Source organism: Litorisediminivivens sp. KMU-197 (assembly GCF_056858395.1).
The window spans coordinates 98,334-117,933 of sequence record NZ_JBXEQG010000010.1 but is presented as its reverse complement, the minus strand read 5'-3'; the positions used below and the strand labels follow the sequence as shown (position 1 = coordinate 117,933).

Genomic DNA, 19,600 nt, shown 5'->3' with positions numbered 1-19,600 from the left:
CTGCCGGCGGATGTCTTCCCGGCCGGTCAGATCGACGAAGAGTTCTTCCCGATGGTGCAGGCGATGAAGGAGGGCGACCAGTACTGGGCGCTGCCCACCGCCGTGCGCTCGCTGGCGCTGTTCTACAACGAACGTCTGCTGGATGAGGCCGGCGTCAAGCCGCCGACCACGCTGGACGAGCTGATGGAGGCCGCCGCCGCGATGACCAAGCGCGACGGCGCAGGCAACATCACCCAAGTAGGCCTTACCGCCGGCATGACCGCGCAGGACCATCACTGGTGGCGCGAAGGTCTGGTGCGCCAAATGGGCGGCGAGCCCTACACCGACGATTACCAGACGGTGAACTACAACAACGAGGCCGGGCTGAAGGCGCTCGAGTTCTACTCCAACATGTTCATGGGCGAAGAGCCGGTTACGGCCATCGGTTTCATGGATGAGCCGCAGGCGGCCTTCAAGGCGGGCCTCGCCGGCATGCACATCGACGGCTCGTTCCGCATCGGTTCTCTGGCGGATATCCGCGGGCTTAAATGGGGCGTCACCGAGCTTCCGGCGAACGCCGAGGGCGAGCGGTCGAACTATTCATCCTACTGGGTGAACGCGATCACCACCAAGGCCGAGGGCGAGAAATACGACGCTGCGGTGAAGTTCATGCAACACATCACCTCTGACGAGGCGATGCAGGTCTGGCTTGACGTGGTGGGCGAACTGCCGGCGAAGCCTTCGGTGGGCATGACCGAGGAAAACGCCAACGATCCGGTCTTCGGGCCGTTCATCCGTGGCCTCGAATACGCCAATACCACCAAGTTCGCCGATGAAAGCGCACAGCGCCAGCTGATGGTCGAAATGATCGAGCGCATGCAGCTCGAAGGCATGTCCGCCGCCGATAGCCTCGCCGTGGCCGCCGAGGCCGAACAGAAGCTGCTCGACGAATACTACTCCGAGTGATGCTACCTGCGCCCCGGCCCATCGGCCGGGGCCTGCCTGCCCGGGGTACCCGATGAAGCTCTATCGCAACCTCACGATCCGTCAGAAACAGATCGCCTGGGCCTGGGCCTTCCTGGCGATCCCGGTGCTGTTCTACGGCATCATTCGCTTCTATCCCACAGGCAACGCCATCCTGATCAGCTTTCAGGACTGGAACCTTCTCGGGGACCGGACCTGGACCGGGCTCGAGAACTACCAGAAACTGTTTGCCGATCCGGTGTTCTGGAAGGTCTTCAAGAACACCTTCGTCTACCTGCTGCTGGGTACGCCCATCAGCCTCGTGATTTCCTTCGTGATTGCCTACCACCTCGACAAGACTCGGTTCATGCACGGCTTCCTCAGGATGCTCTATTTCCTGCCGTTCATGACGTCGGCCGTGGCGATGGCCTGGGTCTGGCGCTGGTTTTACCAGCCGGTGCCGATTGGCCTGTTCAACAACTTCCTCGCCTCCCTCGGGATCCCGCAGATCACCTTCCTGAATTCCACCACCAACGCCCTGCCTGCGATCCTGGCACCGGCTGTCTGGGCGGGCCTCGGCTTCCAGATCATCATCTTCATGGCGGGTCTGCGCGCGATCCCCAGAAGCTATTACGAGGCCGCCCGCATTGACGGCGTGTCCACCTGGACGGTGCTGTGGGAGATCACCCTGCCGCTGCTGAAGCCCACCATCGTCTTCATCGTGGTGTTCTCCTCGATCGGCTTCCTGCGGATCTTCGATCACGTCTACAACATGACGACGCAGAACCCCGGCGGGCCGCTGAATTCGACCAAGCCGCTGGTGCTGATGATCTACCAGACCGCCTTCAACTCGTTCGACATGGGCTATGCCGCGGCGCAGACGGTGGTGTTGTTCCTCGTTCTGCTGGCGGTGAGCCTCTTGCAACTGCGCATCCTGAGAGACCGCTGATGGCCGTCACCGAAGACATCCGGATCAAACCCACCTCCGACGCGCTGCTGCGCGAAGGTCCGGGCCGCGCGCCGCGCAACATGGGCCAGATCATCCGCTTCCTGCTGCTTCTGGCAGGTGGCATCCTGATGGTGATGCCCATCGCCTTCATGATCTCGACCTCGCTGAAATGGCCGCACGAGGTCTACAACCTCAACTTCATCCCCGACGAGCCGACCATCGAGAACTACACCTACGTGCTCGAGGATGGCCGCTTCTACCTGTGGTTCTTCAACTCGATGATCATCGCCGTGATCACCACGATCTGCAGCGTGATCTTCGACAGCCTCGTCGGCTACACGCTCTGCAAGTTCCGCTTTCCCGGCCGCTACATTATCTTCATCGCCATCCTGTCGACACTGATGATTCCGACCGAGATGCTGGTGATCCCCTGGTACCTGATGAGCCAGCAATTCGGCTGGCTCGACACCTACTGGGGCATCATGTTCCCCGGCCTGATGACCGCCTTCGGCACTTTCCTGATGAAACAGTTCTTCGAAACCGTGCCGGATGATTTCATCGAGGCCGCGCGCATCGACGGTCTGAACGAGTTGCAGATCTGGTGGACCGTCGCCATGCCGCTGGTGCGCCCTGCCCTCGCGGCGCTGGCGATTTTTGTCTTCCTCGGCAACTGGACCGCCTTCATCTGGCCGCTGATCGTCACCAACTCGGTCGAGATGTATACGCTCCCGGTAGGGCTGTCCTCCTTCGGCGACGAGGCCGACGTCGCGTGGGAGCTGATCATGACCGGCGCCGCGATCTCGACCATCCCGACGCTGATCGTCTTCCTTATCTTCCAGCGGTTCATCATCCGGGGCGTGGTCATGGCGGGGCTCAAGGGATGACCGACGGCACCACCTTTCCCGATCCCACCTACCGCGACACCGTGCTGGCGCCGCTCTTCGAGGGGGTCAAACGGCACTACGCGGCGCACATGGGGGCGATCAACCGCGCGCATCTGGTGATGCTGGCCGAGACCGGCATTCTGGACGTGGACGCAGCGCGCCGCATCGCTGGCGCGCTGCGCGACATCGAGGCCGAAGTGGACATCGACGCGCTGCGCTATTACGGCGAGCACGAGGATTATTTCTTCCTTGTCGAGGCCGAGTTGCGCGCCCGTCTGGGCGATCTCGGCGGCGCACTGCACACCGCAAGGTCGCGCAACGACATGGACCACACGCTGTTCAAGATGGCGCTGCGCGACCGCGCCGATCGGATGCAGGGGCAGATCCTCCACCTTGCCGACGCCCTCACCGCCAAGGCCGAGCGCGAGGCCGACACCCTGATCGTTGCCTATACTCACGGCCAGCCGGCGCAACCCTCGACCTTCGGCCACTACCTCGGCGCGGCGGTCGAGGTGCTGCTACGCGACGCGCAACGGCTCGACGCCGCCATCGACGCGCTGGGCCACTGCCCGATGGGCGCCGCCGCGATCACCACCTCGGGCTTTCCCATCGACCGCGCGCGGGTCGCGGAGCTGCTGGGCTTCGAGGAACCGTTCCTCAACTCCTACGGCTGCATCGCCGCGGTGGACTACGTCACCGGGCTCTACTCCGCGATCAAGCTGGTGTTCCTGCATCTCGGCCGTGTCATCCAGGACCTGCAGTTCTGGTCCGCCTTCGAGGTTGGCCAGCTCTACGTTCCGAACAGCCTCGTGCAAGTTTCCTCGATCATGCCGCAGAAACGCAACCCGGTGCCGATCGAGCATATGCGCCACCTGTCCAGCGTCACCGTTGGGCGCTGCGACATGGTGGTCAACACCATGCACAACACCCCCTTCACCGACATGAACGACAGCGAAGGCGAGGTGCAGCAGGCGGGCTATGCCGCCTTCGACAGCGGCGGAAGGGTGCTGGACCTGTTGGCTGCGATGCTGCCCGCCTGTTCGATCAACGCCGAGCGCGTGCGCCGCACCACCGAGGCCGCCTGCATCACCATCACCGAACTGGCCGACACGCTGGTGCGCGACGAGGGGCTGAGCTTCCGCCAAGCGCACGAGATCGCCGCCCGCACCGCCGCCGCCGTGATCCGCGACGGCCAACCGCTGGGCGAAGGCTACGATGCCTTCCGCTCCGCCTTTCAGGACGAGACCGGCCGCGACACATCGCTCACCGCGGAGGCGTTCAAGACCGCCACCGCGCCCGAGACCTTCATCGCCCGCCGCAATCGCCCCGGCGGTCCGGCCCCCGAAGCGCTTGCCGCCGCCTTCAGGACCTACCGCGACACCACCGCCAGGCTCGGCCAGCGCCGTGAGCGCCGGCAAACCCTTATTTCCAAGGCGGATGACGCCCGCGCCGCCGCCTTCGACAGACTTCTGGAGACCTGACCCTTGGCCACCCTCGCGATCCGAGACCTCGTGAAAACCTACGACAAGACCGAGGTGCTACACAGCATCAACCTCGCCGTGGAGGACGGCGAATTCGTCGTCTTCGTCGGCCCCTCGGGCTGCGGCAAGTCCACCACCCTGCGGCTGATCGCGGGGTTGGAGGAAATCACCTCGGGCACAGTCGAAATCGGCGGCCGCGTGGTCAACAACCTCGAACCCAAGGACCGCGACATCGCGATGGTGTTCCAGAACTACGCGATCTATCCGCACATGACCGTGCGCAAGAACATCGGTTTCGGGCTGCGCAGCTCGAAGGCACCGAAGCCGGAAAAGGAAAAGCGCATCGAGAGCGTCGCCGAGCTTCTCGGCATGACCGAGTACCTCGACCGCAAGCCCAGCCAGCTGTCCGGCGGCCAGCGCCAGCGCGTCGCCATCGGCCGCGCGATGGTGCGCGACCCGGCGGTGTTTCTGTTCGACGAACCTCTGTCCAACCTCGACGCGCAGTTGCGTACCCAGATGCGGCTGGAGATCAAGAAGCTGCACCAGCGCGTCGGCTCCACCATCGTCTTCGTCACTCATGACCAGGTCGAGGCAATGACCATGGCCGACCGCATCGTCATCATGAAGGACGGCCATATCCAGCAGGTCGGCACCCCGGCCGAGGTCTATCACCGCCCCGCCAACACCTTCGTCGCCCAGTTCATCGGCGCGCCGTCGATGAACATGATCCCCGGCAAGGTCGCCACAGGCGGGCGGATCGACCTGTCCACCGGCGGCTCGCTGGCCATACCGCGCGCCCTGCCCGAGGGTCGCCCGATCATTCTCGGCATCCGCCCCGAAGACCTGCACCCCGGACAGGGCGCGGGCGTCATCGCAGGCGCAGTGAACGTGCGCGAGCCGCTGGGGCACGAAACGCTTATCTATGTCGGCACTTCGGGCGGCGACGTGATCGCCAAGGCAGATGGCCGCACGCCGCCCGAAGTCGGGGCAACCGTCCACCTCAGCGCCGCACCCGAGAACATTCATGTCTTCGACGCCGAGAGCGGCGAGGCGCTTACGTGACGAACAAGCCCGTGGTTCTCTGCGTGGGTCGGCTCTACTGCGACCTCATCTTCACCGATCTGCCGCGCATGCCGACGATGGGAACCGAGGTCTATGCCGGCGGTTTCGGCGTCCACGCCGGCGGCGGCGCCTTCATCACCGCCGCCTACCTTGCCTCAATGGGCCACCGCGCGGCGCTGGCGGCGATGCTGCCGCACGGGCCCTTCGGCGCGGTACTGTCGGGAGATCTCGACCGTGTCGGACTGGACCTGCGCCTTTGCCGGCCCATGGCAGAGGGCAGCGAGCCGCAGGTCACCGTGGCGCTTGCCGGCGACGGCGACCGGGCTTTCGTCACCCGGCGCAGCGGCGCAGCCTTTCCGCCGCTCTCCGCCAACGATGTGACCGGCATCGGTGCCGGTCATGTCCATGTCGGCGAACTTGCGACCCTGATCGAACAGCCAGAGATCATCGCGGTGGCGCGGCAGGCCGGCGCCACGATCTCGGTCGATTGCAGCTGGGACGACGCGCTCACCGCGTCTGAGATCGCCGAGGTTCTTGGACAGGTCGACCTGTTTCTGCCGAACGAGGCCGAGGTCCGGCACCTGCGCGCCATCGGCGTGCCGGAAGACCGCTTTCCCCTGACGGCGATCAAGCAGGGCGCCGCGGGGGCGACGGCCCTCAACGGGGGCGGCCGCATTCACGCCGCGGCCCTTCCGGTCAGCGCGGTGGATACCACCGGCGCGGGCGATGCCTTCAACGCCGGGTTCATCAGTGCGTGGCTGTCCGGCAATTGCCTGAAGGATTGCCTTGTGGCTGGCAATGCCCAGGGCGCGCGGGCGATCACGCATCGCGGCGGCTTTGCAGGCTGAACAACAAGCGGCGCGCGACACATCTGCCGCGCGCCCCGGGTTCTGGGTGTCAGTTCGCCGTGAAGTACTTCACCTTGACCTGATCGTCGGGGTCCACCGCCGCGCCGACCGAGTTCTTCATGGCCCAGTTCAGAATCTGGTGATGGATCGGCAGGTAGATCGTGTCCGCCTTGGCCATGTCCCACATCTTGGCGATCATCCCGTCACGCTTCTCCAGGTCGACTTCTGCGGCAATTGCCTTGGTCATGTCGTCCAGTTCGGGGTTGGAATAGCGGGTGCCGTTCCAGGTGCCGTAGAGATCTTCCTTGGTGTGGAACAGGAAGTTGAACAGGTACTCCGAATCGTAGCTCGGCACCCCCCATCCCAGCATGTAGAAATCCGAAGCCAGCCCGTTGACCAGCGGAAAGTGCTGCGCCTTGGGCTGTGCGTTCAGGTTCACCGTCACGCCGATCTGGCCGAGCATTCCGACGGCGGCCTGGCAGATCGCCTCGTCGTTGATGTAGCGGTCGTTCGGGCAATCGAGCTGTACCGAGAAGCCGTCTTCCCAGCCGGCCTCGGCCATCTTGGCCTTGGCGGCCTCGATGTCGGTCGCGGGAACGGTGTTCAGCTCTTCGTTCCAGCCGTTGACGAAGGGCGGCATCACCACACCCGCCGGAATCGACTGGCCGCGCATCACCACCTTCTGGATGGCATCGCGGTTGATCGCCATGTTCATCGCCTCGCGCACGCGGACGTCGGCCATCGGATTGCCGCCATCGGTGGTGGCGTTGACCAGCGTGTTGCCGTGGTTCATCCCGAAGAAGATCACCCGGTTCTGCGGCGAGGACACCACCTTGAGGTTCGGGTTCTGCTCGACCCGCTGAAGGTCCTGCACCGGCACGTCCTGAATGAAATCGACCTCGCCCGACAGAAGCGCCGCGATCCGGGTCGCGGGGTTCTGGATCGGCGTATAGATGATCTCGTCATAGGCCAGCGGGAATTGGTCCTTGCCCCAATAGCCGTCAAAAGCTTCCATCACCGTTTTCGTATCCGCCTCGCGGCTGACCAGCTTGTAGGGGCCGGTGCCGTTGACGTTGCGCGAGGCAAAGGTCTCTTCGCTGCCTTCCACGTCCTGCACCTTGACCGTGTCGTTGGCTTCGGCCCAGCCCTTGTCGATGATCAGCACGTTGGGCAGGGCGGCGGGCAGGATCGGGTTCGGACCCTTGGTGGTGATCGCCACCGTCAGGTCATCCATGGCCTCGACCTGGGCGATGGACGAGATGATGCCCTTCATGTCGCTGTCCTCGGTCAGCGCGCGTTCAAGGGAAAACACCACGTCTTCGGCGGTGAAATCGGCACCGTCGTGGAACGTGACGCCCTCGCGCAGGGTGAAGGTCCAGACGTCCGGGTTGTCGGGGCTGACGGTCCAGTCGGTCGCCAGCGCAGCCTCGATCTCGCCATCCGGGTTGCGCAGCACAAGGGGCTCCATCATCTGCTGCATAACCGCCAGAGTCGGGCCCTCGTTCTGGGCGTGCGGATCAAGCGTCAGGGCATCGCCCGCGCGCGCCCATTTCAAAGTCTCCGCCTGCGCGGCGCCCATGGTGAGCGACAAGGCCGTGGCGGCCAGTAGCATGTGTCTGGTCATGAAAGACTCCCTGTTTTCTTTCGGATTTTTAGTTGATTGTCTGGTGTCAGGCGTCGCCCGCGAGATGCACCTCGCGCGGCAACGACGACAGCCGTTCAACCCCGTCGGCACGCAGAATGACGATATCCTCCAGCCTGATGCCGAAGCGTCCGGGGATGTAGATCCCCGGCTCTATGGAAAACACCATGCCTTCCTCAAGCACCGTCTCGGACGAGGATGTGAGGTAGGGCGGCTCGTGCACCTCCAGTCCCAGCCCATGGCCGGTGCGGTGCACGAAATATTCTCCATAGCCAGCATCGCTGATGACACCCCGCGCGGCATCGTCGACCTCATGTGCCTTGGCGCCGGGCTTGGCGGCAGCGGCGGCAGCCTGCCATGCCCGTTCCACCACCTCGTGCACCTCGTCATAGCCCTCGGGCGCGCGGCCCACCGCCGCCATCCGCGTGATATCGCTGGGATAGCCGTGAAAGCCTGCGCCGATGTCCATGACCACCGCGTCGCCCTCTTCCAGCACCCGTTCGCCGGTGGAATGGTGCGGATAGGCACCGTTTGGCCCGCTGGCACAGAGCGTGAAGGCCACGGCGGCCCCTTCGCTGGCAAAGCTGTCGCGGATCGCCTGCGCCACCTGCGTCTCGGTCGCGCCGGGGCGAAGCGCGGCAAAGCCCGCCTGCATCGCCCGGTCCGCCACCGCCGCGCTGGCCTGAAGCGCCGATAGTTCGCCGTCGTCCTTGATCATCCGCAGCGCCCCTACAAGCCGGTCGGCAAAGACCGGCTCCGCGCCCTCGAACACCTGCATCAGCGGCAGCGAGAAATCGGTGCGCATCGTCTCGTCCAGCACCAGCCGGGTCACGCCGCCGATCTTCTGCGCCAGTGATTGCAACGCCCCCTCCGGCCCGTCCTCGTCGCGCCATGTGATCAGTGGCAGCCCGGCAAGGGCGCCTGCCTGTTCGGCATTGACCGAGGGCACCACGAAATGCGCACTGTCCTGCCCGATGGCCAGCAGCGTCAGCCGCTCGTCGGGATGCGGATGCCAGTCCAGCACCCAATGCATATGCGCGCCGGGGCCCAGAGCCACCAGTTCCACGCCCTGCTCACTCATCGCGGCGCGGATCGCCGCCAGCTTGTCGTCGGTTCTGCTCATGTCGTCTCCTCAGGCGGCGCGCGGACGTGCGTCCGGCGTCAACGGGCTTTCATAGGGTGTCTTGCCGGTGCGGGCAGCGAAATCGGCCAGCGCCGCCTCGAGCACCGCCGGCGTGGTCAGAAGCTCCGCCGCCGCGCCGGCCAGCGCCTTGGACACCTGCACCATCGCCTTGTGCGCGGCGGGCGTCTTGCCCTGCGCGGTGATTTGCCAGGTGTGGCCCGGCGTGCCGATCGCGTAGGTCGCTCCGCCCAACTGCGCGAAGGGCACCGTCCAGCTGATGTCGCCCAGGTCGGTCGAGCCCAGCATCGGCACCCCGCGCGTCTCGCAGGGTACCACGAAATCGCAGATCGGCGTGTCCCGCGGCTCGACCCCGGCCCCCAGATAGGCCGCTTCGATATCCGCCTCGCTCAATGTCGCCTGCATCCGGCGGGCATAGTCGCGGTCGGCCTCGTCAAAGGTCGCGGGCCCCGCCGCCTCCATGTGCTTGTGCAACAAACGGTAGAGCGGCGGGTTGTCCAGCATCTCGGACATGGCCGAGATGAAATCGACCTCGACGCTGGTCTCGGTCATCATCGCCGCGCCTTCCGCCACCTTGGTCACCCGTTCCAGCAGCGCCTGCATGTCGCGCCGCTTCAGCGAACGCACGGAGTAGCGCACCGTCGCCCGTTCCTGCACCACGTTGGGTGCGATGCCGCCGGAATCCGTCACCGCGTAATGGATCCGGCTGTCTTGGGGCACGTGCTCGCGCAGGTAGTTCACGCCGACGCTCATCAGCTCGACCGCGTCCAGCGCGCTGCGGCCCAGATGCGGCGACACGGCGGCGTGCGAGGTACGGCCCTTGAAGTGGAAATCCACCATCGCCACCGCCAGCGTCAGCGGCGGGATGATGCCGTTGAAGCTCATCGGGTGCCACGACAGTGCCGCGTCCACGTCGTCAAAGACGCCGTTGCGGACCATGAAGGTCTTGGCCGCGCCGCCCTCTTCCGCCGGGCAGCCGTAGTAGCGCACCCGCCCCGGCAGGTTGTTCGCCGCCAGCCAGTCCTTGACCGCTGTCGCCGCCAGCAGCGCGCCTGCCCCCAGCAGGTTGTGGCCGCAGCCGTGGCCGCTGCCGCCCTTTTCGACCGGCGCCGGGTAATCCACTCCGGCCTCCTGGCTCAGTCCCGGCAGCGCGTCGTATTCGCCGAGGATGGCGATCACCGGTCCGCCCTCGCCCGCCTCGCCCATCAGCGCAGTGTCGATCCCGGCAACGCGCTCCGTCACCCGGAACCCCTGCGCCTCAAGCATCTCGCGGTGGGCGGCGGCAGAGCGGTGCTCTTCGTAAAGCAGTTCCGGCGTCTCCCAGACCCGGTCAGCCAGCGTGCAGAACCCGTCCTGCTTCGCCTCGACAAAGGACCAGAGGACATTTTCATTGCTCATCAGGATTTCCTGCCGTCATTAAAAAAGTTTTACTCCGGACATCTGTTCGCATAGCGGCACGCCTGTCAAGCAGCAACCTCGCGTTAGTCCAGCTCGGCTTCGGCCTCGATCTCGACCGCGTAGCCGCCGATCAGTTTTTTGACGGCGATCAGCGTGTTGGCGGGGCGGTTCTCCCCGAAGTAGCGCGCATGCGCCTCCGACACCGCCTGCCAGTCGTCCTCGTTCACGATATAGATCCGCGTGCGCAGAACATCCTCCAGCGTACCGCCCAGCGATGTCACCGCCCCGGCGATCTTGTCGAGGATATAGACAGCCTGTCCGCCCGCATCCTCCTTGCATACCGTCTGCCCGTGCGGATCGGTCGCCGTGGTGCCGCTGACCAGAATGCGCTTGCCCTTGCGGACGGCGCGGGAAAACCCGGCCTTCTCCTCCCAGATCGAGCCACTCTCGGCCCGCCGGCGCCCACTGCGCGCCTCGGACACCTTCATCACCGGCGGCAGGGCATCCAGATGATGCGACAAGTCACCCGAAGCGGTCAGGAACGGCGGCTTGCGATACTCGTCGCCGCAGTCGCCGGGGATCGGGTCGAGCGCGGCTGCGGCCGCGTCGATCGCCGCCCGGTCCTCCGGCCCCAGCGCGAAATTCAGCATCCGCCGGTTGTCCTCGCGGTGGGCGTTCTCACCCAGCCGCGCGCCGACGATCACCCCGGCCGTGGCGCCCTGCTCCAGCACCCAGCGGCTGGCGACGTTGGACACAGAGACCCCGTTGCGCGCGCCGACCTCTGCCAGCACCGACAGCAGCGCCTGGAAGCGGTCCCAGCCGCCCGCCGTTTCGATGAAGCGCATGTATTTCATCCGGCTCCAGTCGGCGATCTCCTGCGGCTTTTCCTGCCCGACCCATTTGTCCGACAGGAACCCGCCGCAGAGCGTGCCGAAACCCAGCAGCCCGACGCCATGCTCCGCCGCCGCCGCCGTCAACTCGCCCGCCGCGCGTCGGTCCACCACCGAGAAACACACCTGGTTAGTGGCGATCTCGATGCCCTGTTTCAGCACCAGCCGCAGGTGCGCCGCATCGAAGTTGGTCAGCCCGATGTGGCCGATCAGCCCCTCCTCGCGCAGCCGCATCAACTCGGCCAGCGCGTCGAGGTATTCCGGGGACTGGTATTGCCACCAGTGAAACTGCATCACGTCGACCCGGTCCATCGCCAGCCGCTCCAGCGCCCGTTCGACGCCCTTCCGGACGGTACAGGTGTCCATCGGGCCCGGCTCGGGGCACCACTTGGTCAGGATCACCGGGCGCGGTCCACCCTCGGCGGCAAGGATGCGGGCGGCCTTGCCCGCCACGATCTCGGCACTGCCGTAGTGATCCGCCATGTCGAAGGTGGCAAAGCCCGCGCGAGCATACTCCGCCAGTGCCTCGGCCGCCGCATCCAGATCGAACGTGCGTCCGTCGCGCTCCTGGTCGGCCATCTGCCAGAGCCCGGTGACGATGCGGGACAGGCGCAATCCCGAAGGCAAGGTGATCTGGTCGAGCATGTCGATCATGTTAGGCATCTTTCGGACAGGTGTTCGCAAATCGCAGGGCTGCGTGACACTGTACCGGCCTCGCGACAAGGTCAATCCGTAAGACCGCGCTTAATCTAAATTTGTAGCGACGCACGTAAGTTAGAACCGACACGCCCATGCTGGTGGCATTGCGTCCGATGGTTAAGACATTAGGCGTTGACCCCTTCTCCCCAGCCATACAAACTACATACCGTACATTTGTGCGGAAATTAAACGCAATGACTGTCGATCTATTGAAGGAGATGTGACCTGTCTCACCCCTTGGCCACCGCCTGTTCCCACGCCTTTCGCCACAAGGTAACGCAAGGATGAACGCGACCGAAACCCCGTATCGCTGGCCGGAATCACACTGGCGCGCCCGTGTCGCCAAGGTCCGCGCCGGCCGTCCGCTGCGGCCCGCCTGGCCCGGCGATGCGTGCGCTGCGCTGGCGCTCTCCTTCGATTGTGACCATGAAACCTTTGAGATGGGCACCGGAGGCAGTGCTGTCGGGCGCCTCGCTTGGGGGGAATACGGTCGTCGCAGGGGCGTGCCGCGCATCCTCGACACGCTGGCCCGCCACGACGCCAAGGCCAGCTTCTTCATCCCCGCAGTCTCCGCGCTGATCGACCCCGAAGAGCCGCGCCGCATCGTGGCCGAGGGGCACGAGATCGGCGTCCACGGCTGGATACACGAGGTCAACGGCACCCTCACCCCGGAAGAGGAAGCCGAGGCCATGACCCGCGCCCGCGACACGCTGGAAGAGATCACCGGCCAGCGCCCGCAAGGCCACCGCGCCGCGCACTGGGATTTGAGCGACGATACCATTCGGCTGGTGGCCGAAGCGGGCTTCCTCTACGACTCCAGCATGATGGCGGACGATGACCCTTACGAGCTGGTCGCCGACGGCACCCCCACCGGGCTGATAGAACTGCCGGTGGATTGGAACCGCGACGATGCGGTCTACCTGCTCTACAACCGCAGCCCCGCGACCCGCCCGACGCTGACCCCCACGCAGGTCAGTGACATCTTCCGGGCCGAGCTTGATGGCGCCCGTGCCGAGGGCGGGCTCTGCCAGTTGGTCATGCACCCCTTCGTTTCCGGCTACCGGTCGCGCATCGGCGTCCTCGACAGCCTTCTGGAACACGCCCGCGCCTGCGGCGATGTCTGGGTCGCCACCCACGCGGAAATCGCACAGCATTGCGCGAAGGAACTGACATGACCTTCATCGAAAGCCTCGCCGCCGCGACGTCCACGGACGATGCCTGGAAGGCGCTTCAGGAGCTGGTGCAATCCACCGTCGGCGCCAAGCTCTTCACCATCATGACCGTCGACATGGACGCGATGCTGGCCCGCCGCGCCTACAGCTCCGATCCAGTAAACTATCCCGCCGCCGGGACCAAGCCGATCACGCCCAATCGCTGGCTCGATCAGGTCCATGGGCAGGGCCAAACTTTCGTTGCCAATACCCTGGCCGAGATCGAAACTGTTTTTCCCGACGCCGAACTGATCGGCCAACTCGGCTGCGGCTCGGTCATCAACCTGCCGATCACGCAAAGCGGCGCGCTGGTTGCCACCATGAACATCCTGCACGAGGAACACCATTACACGCCCGAGCGCGTGGCCTTCACCGAAAGTGATCTCTCCGGCCCGGCCCATGCCGCCTACGCCAAGGCGCGCTCACTGGGTCCGCTGCTCTGAGCCTTCGCGGTCGCCGAACAGGTCGATGGTGCCGGTCCACAGCACGCGCGCCGGTTCGTCATAGGGGTTGGCCCAACCGTGGTTGCGCGTGGAATCGTAATGCGCACTGTCACCCTCGCCCAACTCCATCCGCTGGCCGTCCAGGGTGAACCGCAGCCGTCCGGACAGGATGTAGAAGGTCTCCTCCCCGACATGCCTGGTTTGCTCCGACCGGTAGCCCGGATCGATGGTCAGGATGAAGCACGTCAGTTCCGACCCGGGGAATACCGCGCCCAGCCGCTCGTAGCACACCTGCGGAGTGCCCATTTGAAATTGCGCGCGCTCCTCCTGCCGGGTGACGCATTCCGCCGGTTCCGGTGCGCCGACGAAGGAGTCGATCCCGACGCCAAGCGCTTGGGCGATGCGCGACAGGGTGGTCAGCGTCGGGGTCGCCTTGTCACGCTCGATCAGGCTGAGATAGCCGACCGAGATCCCGGCCGCATCCGAAACCTCCTGCAAGGTCAGGTCCAGCTTCTGCCTCCGCGTACGGATCATGCCGCCGATCCAGACGTCATTGTCGTTTCTGCTTGCGTACAATCGCTGTCCTCCTGAGCGGCCAATAGCACGGACCGGGAACAAGTCGCACAGGAATTTGCCCTACCCCGCACACTGCACACGATCCCCTGCGCCGAGGCTGGCGGCATACAACTCAAGCGCATACGGCTCATTGAAGCTGCCCTGCCGCAAGGCGCCCGTTCCGGCCTCCTCGACCAACTGGCCCTTGTGCAGTACGCCCAACCGATCGCAGAGAAAGCTCACCACCGGCAGCGCATGGGTGACCAGCACATAGGTCAGCCCGCGTTCCTCGCGTAGCCGCACCAGCAGGTTGAGAATCTCTGCCTGCACGCTGACATCCAGAGCACTCGTCGGCTCGTCCAACAACAGCAGCCTCGGGTCCAGCATCAGCGCCCGCGCGATTGCCACCCGCTGACGCTGCCCGCCCGACAGCTGGTGCGGAAACCGGAAGCGATAGCGCGGGTCCAGCCCGACGCTCCGCATCATCTCCACCACCTTCGCATCGCGGTCCGCAATCCCGTGGATGCGCAGGGGCTCTGACAGGGTGGCATCCACCGTGCGACGCGGATGGAGCGAGGCGTAGGGGTCCTGAAACACCATCTGGCAGTGCCGCGCGAAATCCCCCTGCCCCATCTCCCCGCGCGGCACGCCGTCCACCGAGATGCGCCCGCGCCAGTCCGGCGCCATGCCGCAGACGGCCCGCAGGATCGTCGACTTGCCCGATCCGCTTTCGCCCACCAGGGCATAGCTTTCGCCCTTGGCCACGGTGATCGAGACGTCCCGAACCACGTCGGTGCGTCCGTAACGCACGAAAAGGTTGCCGATCTCCAGCGCCGCGCTCATGTCCCCGCCCCCGCGCTGCGATCCATCACCGGCAGGACCTTTCGGGTTTCATTCATTCGCGGCACAGACTCGAGCAGCCCCCGCGTATAGGGATGCTGCGCCGCGTGCAGCGCGCCGGCCTGCAACTCTTCGACCACCTCGCCGCGGTTCATCACCAGCACCCGGTCGCAATACCGCGCCACCAGATCAAGGTCATGCGAGATCAGGATCAGCCCCATGCCGTTCTCGGCGATCATTTCCTCGATCAGGTCCAGCACCTGCGCCTGCACGCTGACATCCAGCGCCGACGTAGGCTCATCCGCGATCAGGATATCGGGCTTGGGGATCAGCATCATCGCGATCATCACCCGCTGCCCCATCCCGCCCGAAACCTCGTGCGGATAAAGCTTCATCACCCGCTCGGGATCGTGGATGCGCACCTTCTCCAGCATGTCGCGGACACGCGCCTGCACCTCGCGGCGCGGGATGTCCTCGTGTACCCGCAGCGCCTCGGCGATCTGTTCGCCCACGGTGATCACCGGGTTCAGCGAATAGCGCGGGTCTTGCATCACCATGCTGATCCGCGCGCCCCGAACGGCACGCATCCCGCGCTCGCTCAGCGCCATCAGGTCCTGTCCGTCAAAGCGCAGCCGGTCCACGGACAACCGCGCCGGCGGGCGCAGGAGCCGCAGGATCGACCGTCCGGTCAGCGACTTGCCCGACCCGCTTTCCCCGACAATGCCCAGCCGCTCCCGGCCCAGGTCGAAGGACACGCCGCGCACCACCTCGACACGACCCCTTGGGCCGGGAAAGCTGACCCGAAGGTTGCGCAACTCCAGCAACGGCGCCATCAGCGGCCCTCCCTTTGCTTCGGGTCCAGCACGTCGCGCAGCCCGTCACCCAGGAAGCAGAAGCCAAGGCTCACGATGATGATCGCAAAGCCCGGCATCGTCGCCACCCACCATTGATCCAGGATGAAGGACCGCCCGCGCGAGATCATCGCCCCCCACTCCGGCAAGGGCGGCTGCGCGCCGAGGCCAAGGAACCCCAGCCCGGCGGCCGTCAGGATGATCCCGGCCATATCCAGCGTCACCCGGATGATCGTCGATGACAGGCAGAGCGGGATCACATGCAGACCGATCACCCGCAGATGCGACGCGCCCTGAAGGCGCACGGCGGCGATGAACTCGGCATTGCGGAAGGTCAGCGTCTCGGCCCGCGCGATCCGCGCATAGGCGGGCCAGGCGGTGATCGCGATGGCGATGATCGCGTTCTGCAACCCCGCCCCCAGGGCCGCAACGAAAGCCAGCGCCATGATCAGCTTGGGCAGCGACAGGAAAACGTCGGTCAGCGCCATCAGCGCCCGGTCGACCCAGCCGCCGAAATAGCCCGACACCGCGCCGATGATCAGCCCGAGCGGTGCCGAGATCAGCGCCACCATGACCACGATCACCAGCGTGATCCGCGCGCCATGCAGGATGCGGCTGAGGATGTCGCGGCCCAGTTCATCCGTGCCCAGCCAATGCTCCGCCGACGGCGGCAGCAGCCGCGACCCCAGATCCTGTCCGAAGGGCGAATAGGGCGCGATCCACGGCGCCAGCACCGCGACGACGATCAGAAAGCCCACGATCACCGCGCCCAGCAGCGCCAGCGGATTGCGCCCGAAGGCCCGCGCGATCGCCCACGCCTGCCCGGCCTGCGCCTGCAGCCGTGACGCCGGTGCATCGTCGGTCAGCCAATCATGCACGGTCATCAGCGGCTCCTCGGATCGAAGACACGGTAAAGCAGGTCCGACAGCCGGTTGATCACGATGAACACCGTCCCGATCAGGATTGTCGCCCCCAGCACCGCCGCCATGTCGGCGCGCAAAAGCGCCGTGGTCAGGTAATTGCCGATGCCGGGCCAGCTGAACACGATCTCGACCATGACCGACCCCTCAAGCAGCACCGCATAGGATAGCCCGATCACCGTCACCAGCTGCACCCGGATGGGATAGAAGGCGTGCTTCCAGATCACCACCCGCTCGCTCACCCCCTTGACCCGCGCGGTTGTCACGAACTCCTGCGCCAGCTGGTCCAGCATGAAGCTGCGGGTCATCCGCGCGATATAGGCCAGGCTGAAAAAGCCGAGGATCGCGGCGGGCAGCACCAGATGCGACACCGCATTGCGAAAAATCGCCCAGTCGCCCGCAATCAGCGCGTCTACCGTCAACAAGCCCGTTACCGTCGGCACCATGCCGTCATAGAAGATGTCGATCCGCCCCGGCCCCGCGACCCAGCCGAGCCCGGCATAGAACACCGCCAGCCCGACGAGCCCCATCCAGAACGCCGGCACCGAATAGCCCAGCAGCCCCAGCACCCGGATCACCTGATCCAGCCAGCTGCCCGCGTTTGCCGCCGCGATCACTCCCATCGGCACGCCCAAAAGCACCCCGATCAGGATGCCCGCCGTCGCCATCTCGGCCGTTGCCGGGAAAAAACGGATCAGGTCCTCGACCACCGGCCGTCCGGTCGTCAGCGAGGTACCCAGATCGCCGGTGAGCACGTCGCGCACGTATATGCCGAACTGCACGACCAAAGGCTTGTCGAGGCCGAGCGCCACCCGCGTCGCCTCATAGACTTCCTGCGTGGCACGGTCACCCACCACGGCCACCACCGGATCGATTGGCACCACCCGCCCGATGAAGAAGGTGATTGCCAGCAGCCCGAGGAAGGTCAGGGCGGTGACCACCGCGAACCGGCCGATACCCAGCGCGACATCGGTTGCGCGGTGATGCAGCGCGGGACCGGGTTCGGACAAATTCGCCGCCAAAGGTGCTGTCTCCCGTCGCTTGAGGGTCAGAATGTCCGCATTACGAACAAAAGTTCTTCCCATGTAAAGATCATTCTGCGTAGAGTAAAAATATTTTACGACACCCGGCCCGACCGGTCACGTAAAACCCTCAGCCGCGCTTGAACGCGGTGTTGTCAACAGGAGGTCATCCCATGAAGAAACCCGTCAACCTCGTCGCAGCAGCCGTCACGGCCTTTGCGCTGTTCGGCGCGCCAGCGCAGGCGGAAACCCCGCCCAACGTGCTGGTGGTGGCGCAGAACATCGATGACATCGTTGCGCTCGACCCGGCGCAGGCCTATGAATTCACTTCGTCCGAATACATGGCCAACGTCTACGACCGGCTCGTGCAATACGACGCCGAGGACACCACCGAGCTTGTGGGCGGCCTCGCCGAAAACTGGGAGGTGGACGCCGAAAACCGCACCATCACCTTCACCCTGCGCGATGGCGTGACCTTCCACTCCGGCAACCCGGTCAGCGCCGCCGATGTCATCTACAGCTTTAAACGCGTCGTCGCGCTGAACAAGAACCCGGCCTTCATCCTCACCCAGCTTGGCTGGACGCCCGAGAACGTCGAACAGATGGTCACCGGCGAAGGCAACACCGTCACCCTGAAATACGATGGCGACTTCTCCCCCGCCTTCGTGATGAACGTGCTGGCCGCGCGCCCCGCCTCGATCGTCGACAGCAAGCTGGTGATGGAAAACGCCGAAGGCGACGACATGGGCAATGCCTGGCTCAACACCAACAGCGCCGGTTCGGGCGCCTTCAGCCTGCAGATGTATCGCCCCGCCGAGATGCTGCGCCTTGCCGCCAACGAGGACTACTTCAAGGAAGGTCCCAAGCTCGACCAGGTCATCATCCGTCACGTCGCCGAAGCCGCGACCCAGCAGCTCCTGCTGGAAAACGGCGACGTCGACATCGCCCGCAACATGACGCCCGAACAGATCGCCGCCCTTCCCGAGGAGGGCTTCAAGGTCGGCATCCACCCGCAGGCGGCCATCCACTTCATCTCCTTCAACCAGAAGGTGCCCGAGCTCCAGCACGAGGCGCTTTGGGAAGCCTCGCGCTACCTGATCGACTACAAGGGCCTGACCGACACGCTGCTCAAGGGCCAGATGGACGTGCATCAGGCGTTCTGGCCCAAGGGCTTCCCCGGCGCGCTGGAAGAGACGCCCTTCAGCTACGATCCTGAAAAGGCCAAGCAGATCCTCGCCGACGCCGGTGTCGAGCTGCCGATCAACGTGGAAATGGACGTGTTCAACTTCGCGCCCTTCACCGACGTGGCCCAGTCGATTCAGGCCAGCTTTGCCGAGGCCGGCATCAACCTCGACATCGTGCCCGGCACCACGGCGGCGATCATCACCAAGTACCGCGCGCGCGAGCATGAGGCGATCATGCTCTACTGGGGTCCCGACTTCAACGATCCGCACTCCAACGCCAAGGCCTTCGCCTACAACAAGAACAACAATGACGACGGCTATGCCTCCACCACCACTTGGCGCAACGCCTGGGCGGTTTCTGACGACATGAACAAGCGGACCATGGCGGCGCTGACCGAGAGTGACCCGGCCAAGCGCGAAGAGATGTACATGAGCCTGCAAAAAGACGTTCAGGCCGTGGCACCCTTCGTGATCTGGGCGCAGGCCACGCTTCAGGTCGCCATGGACAAGGACATCTCCGGCTATGTCCACGGTGCCAGCTCGGACCTCGTGTTCTACCGGCTGGTCAAAAAGAACTGACCGACGCCTTCTAGGCCCCTTGAAAAACCCAGCACCGCGGCCCTTTCGCCGCGGTGTTT

General features: G+C 65.1%; 18 protein-coding genes. 9 read left to right on the top strand and 9 right to left on the bottom strand.

The genetic code is table 11. The annotated features are described in order from the left end of the window. The 6 genes from AC04PT_RS17285 to AC04PT_RS17260 all read left to right on the top strand — a co-directional run. Nucleotides 1-945: extracellular solute-binding protein (locus AC04PT_RS17285; RefSeq protein ID WP_482874988.1), on the top strand; the 945-nt coding region annotated here is incomplete at its 5' end. 52 nt (nucleotides 946-997) lie between these two features. Continuing rightward, a complete protein-coding gene (locus tag AC04PT_RS17280; protein WP_482874987.1) occupies nucleotides 998-1,891 on the top strand; it encodes a carbohydrate ABC transporter permease in 894 nt (297 codons plus the stop codon). Then, on the top strand, nucleotides 1,891-2,775 hold the full coding sequence (locus AC04PT_RS17275; protein WP_482874986.1) for a carbohydrate ABC transporter permease: 885 nt from the start codon (nucleotides 1,891-1,893) through the stop codon (nucleotides 2,773-2,775). The genes AC04PT_RS17280 and AC04PT_RS17275 overlap by 1 nt, the downstream gene beginning before the upstream one ends. Continuing rightward, a complete protein-coding gene (gene argH, locus AC04PT_RS17270) occupies nucleotides 2,772-4,256 on the top strand; it encodes an argininosuccinate lyase (RefSeq protein ID WP_482874985.1) in 1,485 nt (494 codons plus the stop codon). The genes AC04PT_RS17275 and argH overlap by 4 nt, the downstream gene beginning before the upstream one ends. A gap of 3 nt (nucleotides 4,257-4,259) precedes the next feature. Further along, the gene (locus tag AC04PT_RS17265; protein ID WP_482874984.1) at nucleotides 4,260-5,318 is read left to right on the top strand and encodes an ABC transporter ATP-binding protein; all 1,059 of its coding nucleotides are present in this window, start codon (nucleotides 4,260-4,262) and stop codon (nucleotides 5,316-5,318) included. Next, a complete protein-coding gene (locus AC04PT_RS17260) occupies nucleotides 5,315-6,166 on the top strand; it encodes a carbohydrate kinase family protein (RefSeq protein ID WP_482874983.1) in 852 nt (283 codons plus the stop codon). Before AC04PT_RS17265 ends, AC04PT_RS17260 begins: the two co-directional genes overlap by 4 nt. A 49-nt stretch (nucleotides 6,167-6,215) precedes the next feature. On the opposite strand, the gene AC04PT_RS17255 is transcribed toward AC04PT_RS17260, so the two are convergent. The 4 genes from AC04PT_RS17255 to AC04PT_RS17240 form a co-directional block, all read right to left on the bottom strand. After that, a complete protein-coding gene (locus AC04PT_RS17255; protein ID WP_482874982.1) occupies nucleotides 6,216-7,790 on the bottom strand; it encodes an ABC transporter substrate-binding protein in 1,575 nt (524 codons plus the stop codon). Between the two features lie 46 nt (nucleotides 7,791-7,836). Then, a complete protein-coding gene (locus tag AC04PT_RS17250; protein ID WP_482874981.1) occupies nucleotides 7,837-8,931 on the bottom strand; it encodes a M24 family metallopeptidase in 1,095 nt (364 codons plus the stop codon). Nucleotides 8,932-8,940: 9 nt separating this feature from the next. Further along, a complete protein-coding gene (locus AC04PT_RS17245) occupies nucleotides 8,941-10,347 on the bottom strand; it encodes a M20 family metallopeptidase (RefSeq protein WP_482874980.1) in 1,407 nt (468 codons plus the stop codon). A gap of 83 nt (nucleotides 10,348-10,430) precedes the next feature. Further along, nucleotides 10,431-11,891: an aldo/keto reductase gene (locus tag AC04PT_RS17240; protein ID WP_482874979.1), complete on the bottom strand. Its 1,461-nt coding sequence runs from the start codon at nucleotides 11,889-11,891 to the stop codon at nucleotides 10,431-10,433. A 329-nt stretch (nucleotides 11,892-12,220) separates the two neighbouring features. Between AC04PT_RS17240 and AC04PT_RS17235 the strand changes: the two genes are divergently transcribed. Together AC04PT_RS17235 and AC04PT_RS17230 are read left to right on the top strand one after the other, a co-directional pair. Further along, nucleotides 12,221-13,111, top strand: coding sequence for a polysaccharide deacetylase family protein (locus AC04PT_RS17235; protein WP_482874977.1), 891 nt, complete (start codon nucleotides 12,221-12,223; stop codon nucleotides 13,109-13,111). Further along, nucleotides 13,108-13,590 (top strand): GAF domain-containing protein, encoded by a 483-nt coding sequence (locus AC04PT_RS17230; protein WP_482874976.1) that lies wholly within the window; start codon nucleotides 13,108-13,110, stop codon nucleotides 13,588-13,590. The genes AC04PT_RS17235 and AC04PT_RS17230 overlap by 4 nt, the downstream gene beginning before the upstream one ends. Here AC04PT_RS17230 and AC04PT_RS17225 read toward each other — a convergent pair. The 5 genes from AC04PT_RS17225 to AC04PT_RS17205 are packed head-to-tail and all read right to left on the bottom strand — an operon-like array spanning nucleotide 13,570 to nucleotide 17,712. Further along, entirely contained in the window at nucleotides 13,570-14,166 is a 597-nt protein-coding gene (locus tag AC04PT_RS17225) for a helix-turn-helix domain-containing protein (RefSeq protein ID WP_482874975.1), read from the bottom strand. The two genes, AC04PT_RS17230 and AC04PT_RS17225, sit on opposite strands and share 21 nt — an antisense overlap. A gap of 60 nt (nucleotides 14,167-14,226) precedes the next feature. Next, on the bottom strand, nucleotides 14,227-14,988 hold the full coding sequence (locus AC04PT_RS17220; protein ID WP_482874974.1) for an ABC transporter ATP-binding protein: 762 nt from the start codon (nucleotides 14,986-14,988) through the stop codon (nucleotides 14,227-14,229). After that, entirely contained in the window at nucleotides 14,985-15,818 is an 834-nt protein-coding gene (locus AC04PT_RS17215; protein WP_482874973.1) for an ABC transporter ATP-binding protein, read from the bottom strand. Before AC04PT_RS17215 ends, AC04PT_RS17220 begins: the two co-directional genes overlap by 4 nt. Then, complete coding sequence (locus AC04PT_RS17210; RefSeq protein ID WP_482874972.1) at nucleotides 15,818-16,720, bottom strand: ABC transporter permease; 903 nt, start codon at nucleotides 16,718-16,720, stop codon at nucleotides 15,818-15,820. The genes AC04PT_RS17215 and AC04PT_RS17210 overlap by 1 nt, the downstream gene beginning before the upstream one ends. Then, nucleotides 16,720-17,712, bottom strand: a complete 993-nt coding sequence (locus tag AC04PT_RS17205) for an ABC transporter permease (RefSeq protein ID WP_482874989.1) — start codon at nucleotides 17,710-17,712, stop codon at nucleotides 16,720-16,722. Before AC04PT_RS17205 ends, AC04PT_RS17210 begins: the two co-directional genes overlap by 1 nt. 239 nt (nucleotides 17,713-17,951) lie before the next feature. On the opposite strand from AC04PT_RS17205, the gene AC04PT_RS17200 reads away from it, so the two are divergent. Beyond that, nucleotides 17,952-19,541, top strand: a complete 1,590-nt coding sequence (locus tag AC04PT_RS17200; RefSeq protein WP_482874971.1) for an ABC transporter substrate-binding protein — start codon at nucleotides 17,952-17,954, stop codon at nucleotides 19,539-19,541. Nucleotides 19,542-19,600: the final 59 nt, after the last annotated feature.